The following is a 19,497-nucleotide window of genomic DNA, read 5'->3' on the forward strand; positions in this document are numbered from 1 at the left end:
GGGAGGGATTACACATGTGGAAGGTACTGCTGGTGGAGGACGAGGTGTTCGTACGAGAAAGTGTGCGCGAGATTATCGCCTGGGAGGAGCTTGGCTTCACGGTCAGCGGAGAAGCGGGCAACGGGGCAGAAGCGCTGGAGATGATCCGGGAGAATAAGCCCGATCTGGTGATTTCGGATATCGTCATGCCGGAGATGGATGGCGTCGAGCTGCTGCGCAGAACCCGTGAGGAAGGATTTGATTCCCGCTTCGTCATGCTGACCTGCATGAATGATTTCGAGAATGTGCGGCTGGCCATGGAATATGGGGCATCCAATTATATTCTGAAGCTGTCGATGAGCGTGAATTCACTCCGGGACACACTGCGCAAGATCAGCGGCGAGCTGGAGAAGAACCGCAAGGCAGAGCCGGATATGCCTAAGGAGTCTCCCCCGCCCCCGCCGGCCCATGAGGAGATTACGAGCCACCCGGAGATTCAGAAGATCCTGCACTATCTGCACGAACACTACGATGAGGATATTACGGTGAAGTCGATGTCCCAGTATGTCATGATGGCCGAGAATTATGTCAGCACCCTGTTCAAAAAGAAAACGGGCCATACCCTGATCCACTATCTGCACCGTGTACGGGTAGACCAGGCGATCCGGCTACTGACCGATTCCGACTTGCCGGTCTATGAGATCGGTAACCGGGTCGGCTTCGTGAGCGACAACTACTTCATCAAGATCTTCAAGCGCCTGACCGCGCAGACGCCCAGCCAATACCGGCATCAGCAGCGGGAGAAGCCGGATCGCTTGAGCTTATAGCCTGCTTTTCAGATAACGATCATAGTATTGCTCCAGCGGCATTCCTTCCGGGAATGCCGCTATTCTTGCTGGCCGGAACATGGATAGAACATATCTAAGACCGGAGCGCCTGCGTAATTGTATATTTCTGTGCCATGAAGTGGGTGGTTTTGTTCCTTAACCCTCACGGGAACGCTTGCTATGCTTGTAATGTACTTATTAAGACCTAAAGGAGTGGGGCTATTGTGAAGGCAACCTGGATGAGACGCCAGCAGCTGCTGGGCTATCTGTTTATCGGGCCCAATATGATTGGCGTGATACTATTTTTTATCATACCGGCTATGTATTCGTTCTATCTCATGTTTACAGACTACAAGTTTATGAGTCCCCATACCAAGTTCATCGGGCTAGCCAATATCCGGCGGATGCTGGGGGATGAGGTCTTCTATATTGCCATTAAGAACACGCTGCTGTTCCTGCTCTCTGTTCCTGTATCCATTGGGCTGGCGTTCCTGGTGGCTGTCATCCTGAACCGTTCCGTGTATCTCAAAAAGCTGCTGCGCGCCTTGTACTTCATGCCCTACATTACCAGCGGCGTAGCCGTAGCCTTCGTCTGGATGCTGCTATTCCACCCGAATAACGGACCGATCAATGGCATTCTCCGCTCCCTGGGCATCGAGAATCCTCCCGGCTGGCTGTCCACGATGGATACGTCCATGTATGCGATTGATATCATCTGGATCTGGTTCATGCTCGGCTATAACATGATTATCTACCTCGCCGCTTTGCAGGAGGTGTCCGGCGAGCTGCTGGAGGCAGCCACTATCGACGGTGCCCGCACGTGGCAGACGGTCCGCAGCATTCTGTGGCCGCTGGTGAGTCCCACTACTTTTCTGCTGCTGATTACCGGACTGATCATGTCGATCAAGCAGTTCGGCATCATCCAGGCGATCACACAGGGCGGCCCCGGGAACAGCACCACCGTATTATCCTTGTTCATCTATCAGAATGCCTTCCGCTATTACGAGATGGGCTATGCATCAGCGGTCTCCTGGGCCCTGTTCCTGATCATTCTGATCTTCACCGTGGTTCAATGGCTGGGCCAGAAACGCTGGGTTCACTACTAAGGAGCTGAGAATATGAATAAAGCCATCGTTACCAAAAGCATCACCACCCTGATCATGCTGTTCTTCAGCATCGTCATGATTGTGCCCTTCCTCTGGATGATCAGCACCTCCTTCAAAACCCCGGCAGAGGTATTCCGCTATCCGATCCAGTGGATTCCGGATCACTTCAACTGGAGCCATCATATCAAAGTCTGGTCCGGCCAGGGCAGCTTCGTGCCTTATTATCTGAATTCCCTTAAAGTCGCTGTGCTCAGTACCATCGGCGCGGTCTCCCTGTCTGCCTTGGCGGCGTATGGTTTTGCCAGAATTGAATTCAAGGGGCGCAACACGATGTTCCTGATCTATCTGTCCATGATGATGGTTCCTCCGCAGGTCCTGTTCGTGCCCAAGTTCATCATGTTCGACTGGGCGGGCATCTATAACACCCACTGGGCACTGATCCTGCCCGGCATGTTCACCATCTTTGGCGTATTCATGATGCGGCAGTTCTTCCTCTCCGTGCCCCATGAAATCTCGGAGGCCGCCTTCATCGACGGTGCCGGCCATTTCCGCATCTTCTCGCGGATCATCCTGCCGATGGCCAAGCCCTCGCTGGCGACCCTGGCGATTATCGACTTCTCCTGGCACTGGAACGATTATGAGAACGCGCTCGTCTTCCTGATTGACCAGGATCTGTTCACCGTTCCGCTCGGGCTGCAGAACTTCATCCTGGAGAACAATGTCGATTACAACGGCATGATGGCCGCCGCAACGGCCGGTATCATCCCGATGATTCTCGTCTTCCTGCTCGGCCAGAAATACATTATTGAAGGAGTAGCCAGCTCGGCGGTGAAGGGATGACGGGGCGGGGTTGGCGTGCCCGATCATGCCGGATTAAGGCTCCGGGGTGGGCTTAATTGTAATCTGTACAACTAAACCCCCGGATGTGCCGCCGAATCTCTGTTTAGCTGTATTTCGTGCAATAGAAAACGCATAGCTGATCGTAAAATGATGTTCTATTGTATTTCATACAGTGGAATGTTGAGTTTTGGGTGAAAAATGGCCTTTTTTCAACATTCAACTGTACGGAATACAATAGATCATATTTGGAAGCCTTTTTTACAGCATTCCATTGTACAAAATGCAGTTGCTATTGTTCCTCCGCCTTCACCGCCACCCAGCCGTCAATCAGATAAGCGCCGAAGAATCGGGATACGGCAGTTAACCCGGCCTCCTTCAGCAACTCCTCTATCTCTTCAGCATGGAGCGGATGAGAGATTACGCCGAACGATTGCTCGAAGGTCTGCCACTGTTCCTCTGCGATCCCGTTCCCCAGCATATGCAGCCGCCAGCCTGCCATCTGAAGCTCCCATGCAGGAGTACCCGGCACCCCGCAGATGGCGGACAGGCACAGCGGCGCGCCTGGCCGAAGCCGCGCGGCAATGCTGCGAAGGAGCGCCAGCTTACTCTCCCTCCCCTGCACGAAATGAAGCACCAGCATACAGGTTGCGGCATCGTATGCTCTAGTACAGCTCCAGGTACTAATCTCCGTATGATGCAGCCGCACTCTATCCAGCAGACCCGGTTGACCCGCAGCCTCCAGCCGCTGCTTGGCAGCCTGAAGCATACTCTGTGAGGTGTCCAGGCCGCTGAACCTCCAGGCCGGATGGCTTAGGCCCAGCTTCAGAATCTCCTGGCCCCCGCCTGCTCCAACGATCAGTAGCCTGGGCTTCTCCTGATTGTCCAGCCGCGCTGTTAGCAGCGTATCCATCAGGTCATATTGCAGCGTGTATCCGGGGATTTTGCGGCTGATATTCTGTACGTACTGATCTCCGTCTGCCTGCTCCCATGGGTTGGCTGCATTGGATATATGGTTCTTCATTTCATCCCCTCCGGTGTGGTCATCGGTATAATGACCGTAACGGCACAGTCATCCCCAATAACGAATAAGGTTCATTATTAGGGATATCGTCCGGAACCGCCATCCCACATAGCTGGGATCTATAGAACGGGCCGCTCATACTAACCCCCCGAAAGCCCCCGCCTTTAAAAAGCACAATAATCCGAACCTGCTTTGTTCCTACACCATTCGCGGCGGCACGCATCAGAGATACTGTGACGGCTCCACCAGGGCATGGGCTGATTACAGTGAAGGATATTCTCTACCAAACAGAAAACTAGTCAGCGATCGACAACTTCCGATGAAAAAAATGTATAATAATACCATATAAAGTTTTGTAACAATACGGGAGGTAAATATTTTGAAAAAAATATCACTTGATGAGTTTTTGAGATTAAGAAAACTGATTCACCGTAATGCCAGACCGCTTGAATTTACAAAGTGGAAGTATTTATTTGAAAAAGGGAGCTGCGAGGAATTCCTTTCAGTTCTGTCCAGTTACCAAAATGAGGATGGCGGTTTTGGTTACAACATCGAGTGCAACAATTGGAACCCTAATTCTTCTCCCTATACAATATGTATAGCGTTGGATTATCTGGACACGGCAGATGATTCTATTAGCAGTATAAAAGATACAATTATTAGGGGTATCCTCAAATACCTTGATTCCGGTACATATTTGTTGGATGACGGCTGGGTGGGGATGCAAGGAATCCCGAGCAACAATGATTTCGCACATTTGCCATGGTTTCATTTCGACCCAAAGAAAGCCACGGAAGCTGATATTGGAGTAACAAAGAGACTTTCAGACTTTATACTTAAATATGCAGACGAAAACAGTGATATCTACCACAAAGCAGTGACTTTAAAAGACAAGTACAAGCTGTGTGGTCAAATCCTACTCAACGGCGTCCCCGATTATGACCCGGTATCGTTGGAAATGAAATCCTTTGACCCTGCAACATGGCCGTTTTGGTTACCATTGCCCGTGTACTTTATGGGTTCGCCAAAAAGCGACCACTATCCAGAACTTAAACATGTTGCAGATATAAATCTGGATACGATTATAGACACACTGCATAATACAAATGAGATTCGAATAGCACCTGAGGAAGAATTAAACACATATGAACAGAATAACCCGCATCCGGACGGCAAACGATGGTGTGTCACTGAACAAGCCATCGGAAATTATTATTGGGGTACTCATAATATCACCTCCAATTTGGATATTTTGAGGAAGTTTGATAGATTGGATTTCAATTTACCTATTCACGCAAAATGAGCATAATAAAAAGTTAGTTTGGTTCGTAATCTTTATAAATTGCGAATTTTAAAGGAGGGAAAATTGCATTCCTCCTTTAAGCATATCCATATACCAATATTACTATCTAACTAAGCTTAGTACCCGCCGCTCAGGCACGGGAAAGCGCCGACAGCACCGTCTCCAGCACCACATTCACACCCATTTCACAATCCTCATAGGAGGTGAGCTCTTCCTCGCAATGGCTTTTCCCGTTCACACTTGGGACGAAAATCATCGCCGACGGCAGGAACCCGGCCACGAACTGGGCATCATGCCCTGCGCCGCTGGCCAGCTTCCGGCTGCTATAGCCCAGCTTCTGCGCAGCCTGCTCCACCAGCGCACAGATCCCCGAATCGAACCATACCGTGTCGCGGCCCCAAAGCTTCGTCTTCGATACGCTGCATCCCAGCAGCTCCTCCGGCAGACCGTGAATAATCGCCTCAACTTCACGGACCACATCCATGTCCTTATGTCTCGCTTCCACGGTGAAGATCACCTTGTTCGGAATGACGGTATGAATATTAGGCAGAACGTTCATCCGACCCATCGTGTAGACCAGCTCAGGGTCCAGCACCGCCAGCTTGCGGCGCAGCTCCGTAATAATATCCGTAGCGGCAAACAGCGCATCCCGGCGCATATCCATCGGCGTAGTCCCGGCATGATCCGACTCCCCGGTCACTTCAATCTCATAGCAGACCATGCCCACAACACAGTCAACCAGACCGATCTTAACGTTCTCCTTCTCCAGCACGGGGCCTTGCTCAATATGCAGCTCCAGATAAGCGGCCGCTTCCCTGATCCGGTTCTCCGCCTCCCCGGCATAGCCACTGGCCTGGAGCGCATCTCCGAAGGTGATCCCCTCCGGGTCCTTCTTCTCCAGCATAGCCGCCTTATCGAACTTGCCGGACAAGACCCCAGAAGCCATCATGGACGGCTCGAAGCGCGCCCCCTCCTCATTGGTGAAGTTCATCACCGTGACAGGCAGCCGGGGCTTAATCCCGTGATCTACCAGGGTTCTCACCACCTCAAGGCCGGCAATCACCCCCAGCACACCGTCGAATCTGCCGCCCTTCTTCACAGTATCCAGATGTGAGCCGATCACGATGGGCAGCCCCTCTTCACTGCCAGCCAGAGTGGCATACATATTGCCCATATCATCCACCTTCACGCTCATGCCCAGCTCTTCGCAGCAGGCGGTGAAATAGCCGCGCACCCGCACATCCTGCTCCGACAGCGACAGCCGGGTAACTCCGTTATGATCTGTCCGCCCGAAATCGGCAAAAGCTTCAATCGTATTCTTCAGCCGCCCACCGTTCACCAATAGTTGCTTCACCTGCATCGGCTTATTCCCCCGTTTCCGCTGATATGGAATGATTGCTATCCTTATATGTTAACGAATTCCACATGTTTGTCATTGTACATACTGTAAAAATTATAGGCTGGAGAATTTCCGTTATTTGCTGGCACCTGCGGGGAAGTCTGTTAGAATATGAGACATCAGGATTACATATTGCAGGGCGAGAGGGGTAAAAGCATGAACACTATTTTACGCAGCGGCCTGGCCGTGGCCGAGATCAGTTCACTCGGTGCTGAGCTGGTCAGCTTCAAAAGAACGGATACAGACACTGAATATATGTGGAACGGAGACGCCACCTATTGGACAGGCCGTTCCCCGGTGCTGTTCCCGATGATCGGGGGAGCCGCAGGCGAAGCGGTCCGGGTAGACGGGCAGGCGTATCCGCTGGCCCGGCACGGCTTCGCCAGACGCAGCGAATTCACGCTGGTGGAGGCAAGCGAGACGCAGGCGATCTACCGGCTCTCCCACAGCGAAGATACGCTGGCCAGCTACCCGTATCCGTTCCATCTGTATCTCACCTATACGCTGAACGGCAGCACGCTGGACATCGGCTACCGGGTGGAGAATCCCGGAGAAGAGGAGATGTTCTTCCAGCTCGGCACCCATCCGGCATTCAACTGCCCGGTCGGCGGGGAAGGCAGCTTCACCGACTATTATCTTGAATTTGAGCAGCCGGAGCGCCTGGAGCGCTTATTCCTGAATGAGAATGGCTTGATTACTCCAGGCCAGAGCGAGACTATGCTCGACGGGGACAACAAGCTGCCGCTGAACCACGGCATGTTCGCGCATGACGCCTTGGTCTTCCGCAATGTCCAGTCCAAATCGGTTGCCCTGAAAAGCAGACAGTCTGACAAGAGCGTAACGGTCGCCTTCACCAATTTCCCCGATCTCGGCATCTGGCAGCCGAAGAATGCACCATTCGTGTGTATCGAGCCTTGGCATGGTGTGGCCGATATCGAAGGCTTCACCGGCGATTTCCGGGAGAAGCAGAACGTCATCTCCCTGCCGCCGGGCGGCCAGTTTACCAGCGCGCTGGCGATTACGTTTAACTAAATTTCAACAGGCGAAGGCCGCAGTCCCCCCGTGGTGCTGCGGTCTTTTTGCTGTGGAACAGCGGCTTCTCGTCAGGCAGTTCACGGCCCTCCTCAAGTGATAAGTACACTTTAGTAGTATATACAACCTTTTGACCCGGATAGTAAGATATTCACAAATCAAGTGACGCGTAGACCCGAATCAGAACCGGGAAAGGAAGTGACTGCTCGAGTGAAGCCAGAGATAAGTATTATTGTGCCTATCTACAACGTGGAACTGTACCTGAGGAAGTGTGTGGATTCGATATTGGCGCAGACCTTCCGCAGCTTTGAATTGATTCTGGTCAATGACGGATCACCCGATAAGTGCGGCGAGATATGCGAGTATTACAAGGAGCTGGACCCCCGTGTCGTAGTTATTCATAAGCAGAACGGCGGATTGTCCGATGCCCGGAACTATGGTATTGATGTGGCAAAGGGCCGGTATATCGGGTTCGTCGACAGCGATGACTGGATAGAACCGGACATGTATGAAGCCCTGCACGGACTCATCACCGCCCATAATGCAGATATCGCTGTATGCGGTCATTGCGAGGTACAGGATGATGTCAAGCTGGAAAAGTCCTTCACGCACCAGGTGCGTGTATACGATAATGCGCATGCCTTTGACAAGCTGCTGGAGGATACCGAGATCCAGAACCTTGCCTGGGATAAGCTGTATAAGGCCGAGCTGTTCAGCCAGGTGAGATATCCGGTCGGCCGATATTTCGAGGACATTTTTACCACCTATAAATTATTCCTCCAGGCGAACAAGACCGTCTCGCTGGACTCCCCCAAATACCTGTATCTGAAGCGAAGCGACAGCATCACCGGAGCGATGAACAACCGGAAATATTACGACCGCTATTGCGCGGCGCTGGAGATCTACGAGACGATTCAGGATAAAAACTATCCGATCGCCAAAGAAATCTCGTTATCCCGGACGGTAACGGAAGGCATTGAGCTGTGCAACTTCCAGCTGATTACCGGCGAGACTGCAGTTAACAAGGAATATCTGGCCGAGCTGGGCGGGTTCCTGAGCAAGCATACCTCCGCGATCCTGCGCAACCGAATTATCCGCCGAGAGATGAAGACCGCTGCCCTGCTGATTATGACCAGCTCCACGGTATACAAAATGCTGTATTATTCCAAACTCCGTTTGAAGGGAAGTAATATGATATGAGCCAAGCCCTTGAGAAAATTCTGCCGCTGTCTTTCCGCAATTATGTAAGCAATATTCCCGTCTATCAATATTATAAGGGCTATCTGAGCTACCGGAATGCATATAAAGACAAGACGAAAGCCATTTACGTCGTCGGCTCCCCCGAGCATGACAATCTGGGCGATCACGCCATCACTTATGCGCAGATGAATTTTTTGCGAAAAGCTTTTCCCGACTATACCCTGATTGAGATTGTCGCCAACCGGCTGATGCATAACATGAAGTGCCTGGAGGAGTTCTGTTCGCCGGAGGATATCTTCGTGCTTCAGGGCGGGGGCAACTTCGGAATCGAGTATTTCCGCGAAGAAGAGGTACGCCGCAAGATTATCTCCGAATTCCCAAATAACAAAATCATCGTCTTCCCGCAGACCATCTACTTCGGTGATACCGAGCTGGGCCGCGCGGAGTTCAAGAAAACACAGGACCTCTACGGTTCCCATAAGGACCTCACTCTGGTCGCCAGAGAGAAAACGTCGTACGAAATTATGAAAGCAGGTTTCAGAAACAACGCAGTGCTGTTAACGCCGGACATTGTCATGTCCCTGGATATCACTGATCCTCCCAAGGAGCGCCACGGTGCCCTTCTGTGCATTAGAGCCGATAAGGAGAGTATTTTCAGCGAGCAGGATAAAAAGGTCATCCAGGAGTACACCTCCAAGCACTACAGCACCACCACCTTCACGGATACCTGCATTCTCCGCCCTGTCTCCCTGGAAGACCGGGATCACGAGCTGAACACCTTATGGAATCAGTTCAAGGAGGCCGAGGTTGTGATTACGGACCGGCTGCACGGGATGATTTTTGCGGCGATTACGTCCACACCTTGTATTGCGCTGGGGAATTACAATTATAAGGTCGTAGGCAGCTACGAATGGATCAAGCATCTGGGCTATGTGAAATTCACGAATGATGTGAAGCAAATCCCGGCATTGCTGGAAGAACTGAAGACGATCCAGAGTCCCCGTTACAATAATGAATTCTCGGTCCAGCATTACAACCAAATTATTGAAGCCATGTCGAATAGCAGCGCTGAAGAACCTGCTTCGTCTATCGTTACCGCTTAAGATAAGCACAAGACACTCTCTGTAGCGAGGAAGCGATCCCACCCTTGAAAACAAATATAAAACTTGCTGCAATCATAACCTATGCTTCGGTATTCCTAGGCGTTATTATCTCCCTGGGCTCGACGCCGTTCATTGTGTCGACCCTGGGGAAATCCGAATATGGATTATTCGCGCTGGTGAACTCCATCATCGCCTATATCGTCCTGCTGGATCTGGGCTTCGGCAGCGCGGTCATCCGCTTCAATGCGAAATACATCTCTGAGAATGACTCCGCAGGCCAGCGCAATATCAACGGAATGTTCCTGCTGCTGTTCTCAGCCATCGGACTCCTCTCCTTACTTGCCAGTGTGATTCTGGTGTTTAATTTCGATGCGATCTTCAGCAGCCTCGATGCAGCTGAGCTGGCCATTCTGAAGACGATATTTATCATTGCCGCCATCAATGTGGCTGTCTCGTTCCCGCTGAATATCTTCAGTTCGATCATTACGGCCTATGAACGGTTCGTCTATCTCAAAATCATCAATCTGATCCGCGTGGTCCTGTCTCCGGCCATGATGGTGCTGGTCCTGCTGTTCGACTTCAGATCGACAGGAATGGTCACCGTTGCGCTTGTACTGAACCTGGCAATCGGCGTGATCAACGTGGTCTTTTGCCGCACCAAGCTGAATCTGAGGGTCCGGTTCCACGGCTTCGACACCAAGCTGTTCAAGGAAATCTTCAGCTATTCGTCGTATATCTTATTATCCTCGATTGCCTTCCAGATCTATACGAATGCTGATCCGCTGATCATCGGGATGTTCCTCGGGGCTACGCCCATCGCTATTTTCGCCATCGCCGCCCAACTCAACACGTATATTCTCAACTTCTCCAATGTGCTGGCCAGCTTCTATCTGCCGAAGCTCACCAAGATGATCGTCAAGGGGGCAGATCAGGCGGCCCTAATGCTGGAGCTGGTCAAAATAGGCAGAATCCAGGCGCTGATCGTAGGCTACATCGTCTCGGGCTTCGTGCTATTCGGACAGAGCTTCATTCTGATCTGGCTCGGCCAGGATTACAAATATGCGTACACGGTTGCGCTGATCATCATCATTCCCCAGATCACGTCGATTGTGCAATCGCTGTTCGCCACCATGCTGGAAGCGATGAATATGCACAGGGTGAAGGCCTTTATCTACTTCTCAGTTGCAATTCTGAAGGTGGCCTTAACCTTCTGGTTCATCCGGATCTGGGGGATTACAGGCTGCGCCATTGCTACGGCCATCGGGATGATCATCAATGTATGCCTGAATAATGTGTACTACAAATATAAATTGAAGTTTGATATTCTTCACTTCTGGCTGCAGATCATCCGCGTCTTCATTCCGGTGGTGCTGCTGTCCGGTGTGTGCGGGTTCCTGCTTAGCTTCGTGAGCATCACTTCTTACGTGTATCTGGGCATGTATGTCATCCTGTACTCCCTCATCTATGTGCTTACCATGTGGCTGTTCGGACTGAACGGGGCTGAGAAGCAGATGGTGGCCGGACCGGTTAGAAAAATAGCTCTGCGGAGTCAGGCCTAGGACTCTACGTGAGGCGGGGCTGACTGGCATACCGCGCTTAGGCGCTGCTCCATGCTGTGCCTAAGAGAAGAAGCCTTTGCGGACAAGATCCGCAGAGGCTTCTTTGCTTAACTTGGCAAGCTTGCTGATCAGAGCTGCTTCAGCTGCTCATCCAGCAGCCGGAACATGCTACTAAGGGCCGTCTGGTCCGCTTCGCCATAATGATCGCCGATATTGATCTCATAATAGCAGGAAGCCTCGCCGGTTGGCTTGAGCCGTGGTGTCAGGCCAATGCCGGTCTCGTTATAGATCCCAATCAATACAGGGGCAAGCTGCTCCAGAGGCAGCGCGAAATGAATGTGGAACATATTCGAGACCGGAACCTCCGGCAGCGTGGATACCTTATGGCAGCTGTTGAATAAGGCTGCCAGCTCCTTGGCCTGCTCATAGTATTCTGACATCCTGCCGATTCTCTGCCGGTAATAATACCGGGCCGGGACAATATAGGGATAGAGACTGATCAGGTCGCCCCCGTGACGGCGCTTCCAGATCTTCGAGGTCTCCGTGAACTCCCGGCTCCCGGCTAAGATCGCTCCGGCAATCCCGCCGATGCCCTTGTACAGGGAGACATACACGCTATCGAACAGCGCGCTGACTTCCGCTGCGGTCTTCCCATAGTAAGGCAGCACTTCGAACAGCCTTGCCCCGTCCAGATGGAGCCTGATTCCCTGCTCCCGGCAATAGGCCGAGATCGCTTCCAGCTCGGCATACTCCGGCAGCTGTCCGCCGATCTCCCGCTGCGGCAGCTCCAGCAGCAGACAGGCGATCCCCGGTCCCATTCTCTTCACATCCTCCAGGGTAATCAGGCGGTCGGCACTGCCCAGCAGCAGCGGCTCCAGATGATGCAGCTCCTTCAGGCCGTCCTGCTCATGAATCTCCAGGTGGCATAGCGGATGATAAGCGACCTTTGGGCTGCCCTCCCGGTCACTCCAGATACGCAGGGCAATCTGCTGGGCCATCGTGCCGCTGGGGAAGAACACGCTGCATTCTTTGCCCAGCGTCTCCGCCATCTCTGCCTGGAACTCCTCAATCACCGTCCCTGTTCCGTACATGTCCGCAGCGAGGCCGTCCTCTACACTGGCCAGCGCCTTCTTGAGTACAGCTGCGTCCCGTCCGCCATGGCCAGCAAGCTGCACATGCGTCCTGCCGAACGCCTCCATTAAAGCATTCTCCTCGTTCATTTTATTATCCTAGCCCCCTTCTTCGTAGCACCCGATCTGTATGAATCCTTGAAATTATATCATTCCTCTACAAAATAACCGAATTATTAGAATGTTCACATGATATTCCTCTCCAGCAAGGTGAAATAAGTTGACCGCTGTGCTACAATATTGGAATTGCAAAGGCAATTGCTTAGGGAGGTTTATAAATTCACCATGCTTATTATTGGTATCGCCGGCGGGACCGGCTCCGGCAAGACAACGGTAGCGCGCTCCGTGATTGACCGTCTTGGCTCTGACAAAGTAACATTCATATCCCAGGATAACTACTATAAAGACCATTCTTACCTCAGCATGGCTGAACGCGGTGCAATTAACTATGACCACCCGCTGGCCTTTGACACGGAACTGCTGATCGAGCATCTGGATTGTCTCAAAGCGGGACAAGCCGCCTTCGCTCCCGTGTATGACTTCACGGTTCATGCCCGTTCAACCGAGAAGACTGTGGAGCTTGCCCCGAATAATATCGTCATTCTGGAAGGACTGCATGTGCTGTCCGATGAGAAGCTGCGCGAGCAGCTCAACATCAAGGTGTTCGTGGACACCGATCCCGATGTGCGTATCCTGCGCCGGGTGCTGCGGGATATCGAGGAACGCGGGCGGACCATCCGTTCGATCCATACGCAATACCTGACCACGGTGAAGCCGATGCACGAGGCCTTCATCGAGCCCTCCAAGAAATACGCGGACCTGATCATCCCGGAAGGCGGACAGAATCAAGTCGGAATCGAACTGCTGTCGGTACTGACCGAGAAGTATCTGTCCGGCGATCACCAGTGGAACTGAATTAAGCCGCACCGGCTGATAGGGTGCAAGGGCCGTCCGGCAATGCCGGGCGGTTGTTTGCTGCTACGGAAAGTATAATGTAGGCGGAAAACCGATTACATCAGGCGGCGCGAGGGCTACCGGGCTGATTGTAATCGGAAAACCGATTACATTGGGCGGCGTGCGGGCTACCGGGCTGATTGTAATCGGAAAACCGATTATATTGGGCGGCGTGCGGGCTACCAGGCTGATTGTAATCGGAAAACCGATTATATTGGGCGGCGTGCGGGCTGCCAGGCTGATTTTAATCGGAAAACCGATTACATCGGGCAGCGCGAGGGCTACCGGGACGATTGTAATCGGAAAACCGATTACATCGGGCAGCTCGAGGGCTGCCGGGCCCATTGTATGCTTGGGCTAGCACGTTGACTGACAGACACTTTGTGTATGCAAATCTGTCGCCCGCAGGTGAGCTGCTTCAGAAATCGCGCTCATAAGTCACATAACATGACACAAAATTCTTGTTCACACTAGAATTTTCATCATTTTCAGCAAACTAATTCATTCATTTGTTATATTTTCTGACTGATAGCGCTTTATCCCCTAAATAAAGGGTTGATTATTTCCGTTTCATCCACTATGATTAGGGAAACAGATAGCATTAAAGTTAAAGCGGTTTAACTTATGATTTTGTTTTACCTACTTATTATGGCATATTTCGATTTTTATTTACCGCTAAAGTTAAAGCGCTTAAACTTTAAAAGGAGAAAGGCTGGTGTGTCCGTGATTAAGAGTGAGAGCCGGCGGCAGACGTTCTACATGTATCTGTTCATTTCCCCGTGGCTGGTCGGCTTCCTGATCTTCGCCCTGTACCCGATCCTGTCATCGCTGTATTACAGCTTCACCGACTATGACATCATTCATCCGCCCAGATTCATCGGCCTCGCCAACTACACGGAGATGTTCCACAATGAACTGTTCTGGCGCTCCGTGAAGGTCACCCTAAGATATACCTTCATCAGCGTGCCGGTACAATTGCTGCTGGGCCTGGGGTTCGCCCTGCTGCTGCATCAGACCATCCCCTGGCGAGGCTTCTTCCGCACAGCGATGTATTTCCCGAGTATGGTCTCCGGTGTGGCCATGTCGCTCCTCTGGTACTGGATCTTCAATCCGCAGATCGGCCTCTTCAATTATATGCTCTCCTGGTTCGGCATTCACGGCCCGGCCTGGCTGATGAATCCCGATACAGCGCTGTATGCCCTAATTATCATGTCCCTTTGGACAGCGGGCTCTGGCATGATCCTCTTCCTCGCTGGTCTGCAAGGAGTCCCAGCCAGCCTGATCGAAGCTGCCAATCTGGATGGGGCAGGGCGCTTCCGCATTTTCCTGAATATTACGCTGCCGATGATCTCGCCTGTCCTGCTGTTCCAACTGATTATGGGGCTGATCGACTCCTTCCAGGTGTTCACGCAAGCCTTCGTCATGACGCAGGGCGGACCCAATTACTCTACCTGGTTCTACGTCTACAATCTGTATACCAGTGCCTTCAAGGAATACCGCGCCGGATACTCCTCCGCGCTTGCTTGGGTCCTGCTGATTGTCGTCATGCTGTTCACGGCGGTCATTATGAGGCTGTCTCGCCGTTATGTCCATTATGAAGGAGGCAGCAGCCGATGAGCACTGTTAAGGCCACCCGCCCGCTTGACCCGTCCCCCCGGCTCCGCCGGAGAATCAAGCCCGTTAAGATTGCCAGCTTCACCGCGCTCCTAGTCACAACGTTTCTCATGCTGCTGCCGCTGTTCTTCATGGTCTCCACCTCGCTGAAGTCGAAACGGGAGATGCTGAAGTTCCCGCCGACGTTTCTGCCGGAGAGCTGGGCCTTACGCAATTATGTCGATATTTTTGAGACTCTCCAGTTCGGCACATTGTACAAGAACAGCCTGATTATCGCCGGCTTCTCCGTATTCGGCACCCTGCTCTCTTCGGCGCTGGTTGCTTACGGGTTCGCCAGGTACCGGGGGCGCGGCAACAACTTCTGGTTCATCCTGCTGCTGAGCACGATGATGCTGCCTTATCCGGCCATTATGATTCCGCAGTTCGTATTGTTCTCCAAAATGCAGTGGATCGACACCTTCCTCCCGCTGATTGTGCCTGCCTTCTTCGGCTCGGCGTATAACATCTTCCTGCTGCGGCAATTCTTCTCCACGCTGCCTGAGGAATTGTTCGATGCCGGACGCATTGACGGCTGCGGCGAGCTGAGGATGTGGCGGACCATCGCGCTGCCGCTGTCTGCGCCGGCGCTGGCGACGGTTGCGATCTTTGCTTTTATCTACAGCTGGAATGATCTCTTGACCCCTGTGCTCTATCTCAGCTCGTCGGACAAATTCACGCTTCCCGTGGGGATGGCCTCCCTCACCTCATCGCGCTTCCGCATTCCGCCGTGGCATCTGCTGATGGTCGCCTCCGTCCTGGCTATGGTTCCAATCGTCACCCTGTTTGCCATCGCCCAGAAGCAGTTCGTCGAAGGCATCGTACTGACGGGCATCAAGTAAGGCAGCAAAGATATCCCGGGTTACAACACATGGAAAATTCAGGAGGGATTGGACAATGAAACGTAACATGAAGAGTAAGAGGTATGCGTTGCTGCTGGCAACAGCCCTGACAGGGGCGGCAGTCCTGGCGGGCTGCGGCGGCGGCAAATCGGCAGGCAATGTGGCGGCTGGAGACAGCGGAGCCGGGAATACCGGCGGTTCGGGGGAGCAAGTGACGATATCCCACTATACCATTGATTCCGAGGACCGGACTTTTATCGAGAAGCTGATCCCGGAATTCGAGAAGGAGCATCCGAACATCAAGGTCAAGGTGGAGAAGGCCCCCTATGAGCAGTTCGACAGCAAGCTGCAGACACTGATTGCCGGCGGCAATTCCCCGGATGTGACGAGCCATTACGGATATGGCGGGTTTGCCGAGTATTATAACAAAGACATGCTGCTTGATCTGACGGACCTTATTCAGGAAGACGGATTCAAAGCCGAGGATTATCATATCCCAGAGAATCTGATGAAAATCTATACCGTAAACGGTCATACCTACGGCATACCGGTCAATATGTACGTCACCCTGATGCTCTACAACAAGGATATGTTCAATGCTGCGGGCGTCTCCTACCCGCCAAGTGATTATGAAGATAAGAGCTGGACGTTTGACCGCATGGTGGAGGATGCCAAGAAGATGACACTTGTCTCGGACGATATCGCCAAAACACAGTACGGTGTAGACTTCACCTGGGCGGAGCGGGATATGCGGCCGCTGTACTTCGGAGCAGAGCCTTACTCTGAAGATACCTGGACCAACGGCGGTGTTCCTTCCGAGACGCATTTCGATTCACCCGAGGTCATTGCCGCTTACCAGAAGCTGTTCGACCTTGTGTTTAAGGAGAAGGTGTCCCCGACTTCCGAGTGGAGTAAAAGCGTAGCCGGACAGAACGGCGACCCGTTCGTCGCAGGCAAGATTGGCATGTCGATCGGCGGCTCCTGGAACCTCGCCGGGGCTAACGACTTCCCGTTCAAAATTGGCGTAGCTGCTGTGCCATGGGGAGGCAACGACAAGGTGCGCAGCACGCTGTTCGTTGATCCGCTGCTGATTCTGAAGGACTCGAAGCATCCGAAGGAGGCTTTTGAATGGATCAAATACCTGATGACCACTGAAATCCAGGAGAAGTCCATCGAGCTGAGCGGCGGCAATCCGCCAGTCAATACGGAAGCGGCTGAGGTGTATTACAAGCATTTTGACGGCATTGATCCGGAGGATGTGAAGAAGGTCTACGAAGGCGCAGTCAAATACGGTTATGAATCCTACAACCATCTGATCACTAACTACTCGCAGATCAACGACATGTTCATCAATGAGCTGCAGCCGGTCGAGACGGGTCACAAGACCCTGGAAGAGGTGATGCCGGTGATTCAGAAGAAGGTTACGGAGATCATCAAGAGGTAGCGGCCCGGCGATGGTTATATGTTTAGCGAAACCCCGGTGCGGCCTGTATACTGAAGATAGAATAAAAGCACCGGACAATCTGCCGCAAGGAGCGCTTGAGATGAAAGTAAGTATTTTTGATGTAGCCAAAAAATCAGGGCTGTCCGTGGTCACCGTATCGCGGGTATTAAACGGAGCAACGTCTGTACGGGAGAACAACCGCCAGAAGGTGCTCGACGCGATCAAGGAGCTGGATTACCGCCCGAATGCAGCAGCCCGCAGTCTGGCCAGCGGCAAGACCGGCATCATCGGCCTGATCGTAACGACCCTGCAGGATTCCTTCTTCGATGCTGTGGTCAAGGAGCTGAATGAGACGCTGGCCCTGCACGGATATTATCTGGCGATCTCCGTATATGATGGCATTGGCTCTGGCGAGAGCCACTACCTGATCCAGGAAGACCGGGTGGACGGACTTATCCTGCTCTCCCCGATCAAAGAGGACAATTATATTGTCGAGCTGAAGCGGCGGGGCATTCCCTATGTGCTGATCGACAACCAGCTGCCGGAGAATGACAGCTACTCGATCACCATCGACAACTTCAAAGGCGGGTATGCCGCAGCCAGCCACCTGCTGGAGCTGGGGTATACCTCCATCGCCCATCTCTGCGGGCAGGAGATGTTCCGCAGTACGCGGGAGCGGCGCGCGGGCTTCCTGCAAGCGCTGCAGGAGCAGGGCCTCGCCCCGTTCGAGATCGTACACGGTGAATTTGAGATCACCATGGGCTACGACACGGCGCAGCGCTGGCTCGCAGAGGGTAAGCTGCCGGGGGCGGTATTCGCCGGAGATGACAATATCGCCCTCGGGGTGATCAATGCCCTGATGGAGGCAGGCGTAAAGGTGCCGGAGGAGGTTGCTGTAGTCGGCTACGACGACCACTATATCGCCTCCCGGCTCCACCCGCATCTGACCACTGTACGCCAGCCGGCGGATAAGATTGGCGTCGCCGCCGCCGACATGCTGCTGCGCCGGATCAGCGGGGAGATGAAGCGCGGCTCCGCTATCCGGATCGATCCGGAGCTGATCGTGCGGGAATCGACGAAGATTACACTTTAGGAGGTACAAACATTGGCTTACTACTTGGGGATCGATGGGGGAGGCAGCAAAACCTACGCCCTCATATGCGATGAACAAGGCCGCATCCTCGGCAAAGGCCGGAGCGGCAACGGCAATCACCAGACCAGCGTGACGCAGGCGGAGAATAACATCCGCGAAGCGGCTTCCATGGCGCTGGCCGAAGCCGGGCTCCGGCTGGATCAGCTTCGGCAAGCCTATCTGGGGCTTGCCGGTGCTGACCGCCAGACGGACTATAATATTCTTCATCCGATGATCCGCCGCATCGGATTCACACAGTACACGATCAGCGGCGATACGATGATCGGCCTGCGGGCGGGGACGGACCGCCCCTACGGGGTGGCCCTGATCTGCGGCACCGGCACCAATGCGGCGGGCCGTAATCCGCAGGGCCGCCACTTCCAGTGCGGCGGGTTCGATTATATGTACGGCGATTTCGGCGGCGGCGGTGCGCTGAATATCGAGGTGTTCCGCACAGTCATCCGGGCCTGGGACGGTCGCGAAGCGCCCACGCTGCTGACGGTGCCGCTCCTGAAGCTGCTCGGCTATGAGCGGGTGGAAGACATGTACGATGACTTCCTGGATCACGGGAAGCAGGTGCCGCTGGATGCGGCCCGCCTGCTTTTCCCGGCTGCGGCTGAGGGCGATGCTGCCGCTCTGGCGATCCTAAACCGCCAAGGCGTGGAACTGGGCAAGGCTGCGGCGGCCGTCATTCATCGGCTCGGTATGGAGAACGATGAATTTGATGTGGTCCTGGCCGGGAGCGTGCTGACCCGAGGCGACCGGGGCTGGATTCGCGGGCCGATTGAGCAGGCTGTGCATGAAGCGGCACCAGGCGGGGGCGGGGCAGTGGTCACCCTCTCCACCGAGCCTGTGGTCGGCGCTCTCTGGTCGGCGCTGGAGAGTGACGGAATCACCGTCAGCCAGGGTATGTATGAGACGATGCGTGCTTACAGGGAGTTCGAGCTTATTCCCACTACCACCAGACAGGAGTGAT

Annotated in this window: 18 protein-coding genes; 14 read left to right on the top strand and 4 right to left on the bottom strand. The window is 53.3% G+C overall.

Annotation, left to right across the window (positions count from 1 at the left end; genetic code table 11):
• Positions 1-14: 14 nt before the first annotated feature.
• The 3 genes from MHH78_RS01145 to MHH78_RS01155 all read left to right on the top strand — a co-directional run bounded on the left by MHH78_RS01145 (position 15) and on the right by MHH78_RS01155 (position 2,752).
• Positions 15-806, top strand: a complete 792-nt coding sequence (locus MHH78_RS01145; protein WP_341166381.1) for a response regulator — start codon at positions 15-17, stop codon at positions 804-806.
• A 224-nt stretch (positions 807-1,030) separates the two neighbouring features.
• Entirely contained in the window at positions 1,031-1,912 is an 882-nt protein-coding gene (locus tag MHH78_RS01150) for a carbohydrate ABC transporter permease (RefSeq protein WP_076077276.1), read from the top strand.
• 12 nt (positions 1,913-1,924) lie between these two features.
• Entirely contained in the window at positions 1,925-2,752 is an 828-nt protein-coding gene (locus MHH78_RS01155) for a carbohydrate ABC transporter permease (protein ID WP_076077273.1), read from the top strand.
• 289 nt (positions 2,753-3,041) lie between these two features.
• On the opposite strand, the gene MHH78_RS01160 is transcribed toward MHH78_RS01155, so the two are convergent.
• Positions 3,042-3,773 carry a class I SAM-dependent methyltransferase gene (locus MHH78_RS01160; protein ID WP_341166382.1) on the bottom strand — a complete coding sequence of 244 codons (732 nt, stop codon included), beginning with the start codon at positions 3,771-3,773 and terminating at the stop codon, positions 3,042-3,044.
• 379 nt (positions 3,774-4,152) lie between these two features.
• Between MHH78_RS01160 and MHH78_RS01165 the strand changes: the two genes are divergently transcribed.
• Entirely contained in the window at positions 4,153-5,076 is a 924-nt protein-coding gene (locus MHH78_RS01165; RefSeq protein ID WP_341166383.1) for a hypothetical protein, read from the top strand.
• A 130-nt stretch (positions 5,077-5,206) separates the two neighbouring features.
• Here MHH78_RS01165 and MHH78_RS01170 read toward each other — a convergent pair whose 3' ends face one another.
• Positions 5,207-6,436 (bottom strand): Zn-dependent hydrolase, encoded by a 1,230-nt coding sequence (locus MHH78_RS01170; protein ID WP_341166384.1) that lies wholly within the window; start codon positions 6,434-6,436, stop codon positions 5,207-5,209.
• Between the two features lie 195 nt (positions 6,437-6,631).
• Here MHH78_RS01170 and MHH78_RS01175 point away from each other — a divergent pair, with 195 nt between their 5' ends.
• The 4 genes from MHH78_RS01175 to MHH78_RS01190 all read left to right on the top strand — a co-directional run bounded on the left by MHH78_RS01175 (position 6,632) and on the right by MHH78_RS01190 (position 11,369).
• Entirely contained in the window at positions 6,632-7,507 is an 876-nt protein-coding gene (locus MHH78_RS01175) for an aldose 1-epimerase family protein (RefSeq protein ID WP_341166385.1), read from the top strand.
• A gap of 210 nt (positions 7,508-7,717) precedes the next feature.
• The gene (locus MHH78_RS01180) at positions 7,718-8,707 is read left to right on the top strand and encodes a glycosyltransferase family 2 protein (RefSeq protein ID WP_341166386.1); all 990 of its coding nucleotides are present in this window, start codon (positions 7,718-7,720) and stop codon (positions 8,705-8,707) included.
• Entirely contained in the window at positions 8,704-9,810 is a 1,107-nt protein-coding gene (locus MHH78_RS01185; RefSeq protein WP_341166387.1) for a polysaccharide pyruvyl transferase family protein, read from the top strand. The genes MHH78_RS01180 and MHH78_RS01185 overlap by 4 nt, the downstream gene beginning before the upstream one ends.
• Before the next feature lie 44 nt (positions 9,811-9,854).
• Positions 9,855-11,369: an oligosaccharide flippase family protein gene (locus MHH78_RS01190; protein ID WP_341166388.1), complete on the top strand. Its 1,515-nt coding sequence runs from the start codon at positions 9,855-9,857 to the stop codon at positions 11,367-11,369.
• A 128-nt stretch (positions 11,370-11,497) separates the two neighbouring features.
• On the opposite strand, the gene MHH78_RS01195 is transcribed toward MHH78_RS01190, so the two are convergent.
• Positions 11,498-12,589 (bottom strand): threonine aldolase family protein, encoded by a 1,092-nt coding sequence (locus MHH78_RS01195; RefSeq protein WP_341166389.1) that lies wholly within the window; start codon positions 12,587-12,589, stop codon positions 11,498-11,500.
• 195 nt (positions 12,590-12,784) lie between these two features.
• Here MHH78_RS01195 and udk point away from each other — a divergent pair, with 195 nt between their 5' ends.
• A complete protein-coding gene (udk, locus tag MHH78_RS01200; RefSeq protein ID WP_036726376.1) occupies positions 12,785-13,414 on the top strand; it encodes a uridine kinase in 630 nt (209 codons plus the stop codon).
• A 63-nt stretch (positions 13,415-13,477) separates the two neighbouring features.
• Here the strand turns inward: udk and MHH78_RS01205 are convergent, their stop codons facing one another.
• Positions 13,478-13,798 (bottom strand): hypothetical protein, encoded by a 321-nt coding sequence (locus MHH78_RS01205; RefSeq protein ID WP_341166390.1) that lies wholly within the window; start codon positions 13,796-13,798, stop codon positions 13,478-13,480.
• A gap of 372 nt (positions 13,799-14,170) precedes the next feature.
• On the opposite strand from MHH78_RS01205, the gene MHH78_RS01210 reads away from it, so the two are divergent.
• The 5 genes from MHH78_RS01210 to MHH78_RS01230 all read left to right on the top strand — a co-directional run bounded on the left by MHH78_RS01210 (position 14,171) and on the right by MHH78_RS01230 (position 19,496).
• Positions 14,171-15,070: a carbohydrate ABC transporter permease gene (locus MHH78_RS01210; protein WP_341166391.1), complete on the top strand. Its 900-nt coding sequence runs from the start codon at positions 14,171-14,173 to the stop codon at positions 15,068-15,070.
• Positions 15,067-15,945, top strand: coding sequence for a carbohydrate ABC transporter permease (locus MHH78_RS01215; protein WP_036726374.1), 879 nt, complete (start codon positions 15,067-15,069; stop codon positions 15,943-15,945). The genes MHH78_RS01210 and MHH78_RS01215 overlap by 4 nt, the downstream gene beginning before the upstream one ends.
• 55 nt (positions 15,946-16,000) lie before the next feature.
• Positions 16,001-17,389 carry an extracellular solute-binding protein gene (locus MHH78_RS01220; RefSeq protein WP_083684719.1) on the top strand — a complete coding sequence of 463 codons (1,389 nt, stop codon included), beginning with the start codon at positions 16,001-16,003 and terminating at the stop codon, positions 17,387-17,389.
• 100 nt (positions 17,390-17,489) lie between these two features.
• Positions 17,490-18,482: a LacI family DNA-binding transcriptional regulator gene (locus MHH78_RS01225; RefSeq protein ID WP_076077246.1), complete on the top strand. Its 993-nt coding sequence runs from the start codon at positions 17,490-17,492 to the stop codon at positions 18,480-18,482.
• 12 nt (positions 18,483-18,494) lie between these two features.
• A complete protein-coding gene (locus tag MHH78_RS01230; protein WP_341166392.1) occupies positions 18,495-19,496 on the top strand; it encodes an N-acetylglucosamine kinase in 1,002 nt (333 codons plus the stop codon).
• The last annotated feature ends 1 nt before the right edge of the window (position 19,497 follow it).

This window comes from Paenibacillus sp. FSL H3-0333 (assembly GCF_038002805.1).
Lineage (GTDB): Bacteria > Bacillota > Bacilli > Paenibacillales > Paenibacillaceae > Paenibacillus_AQ > Paenibacillus_AQ silagei.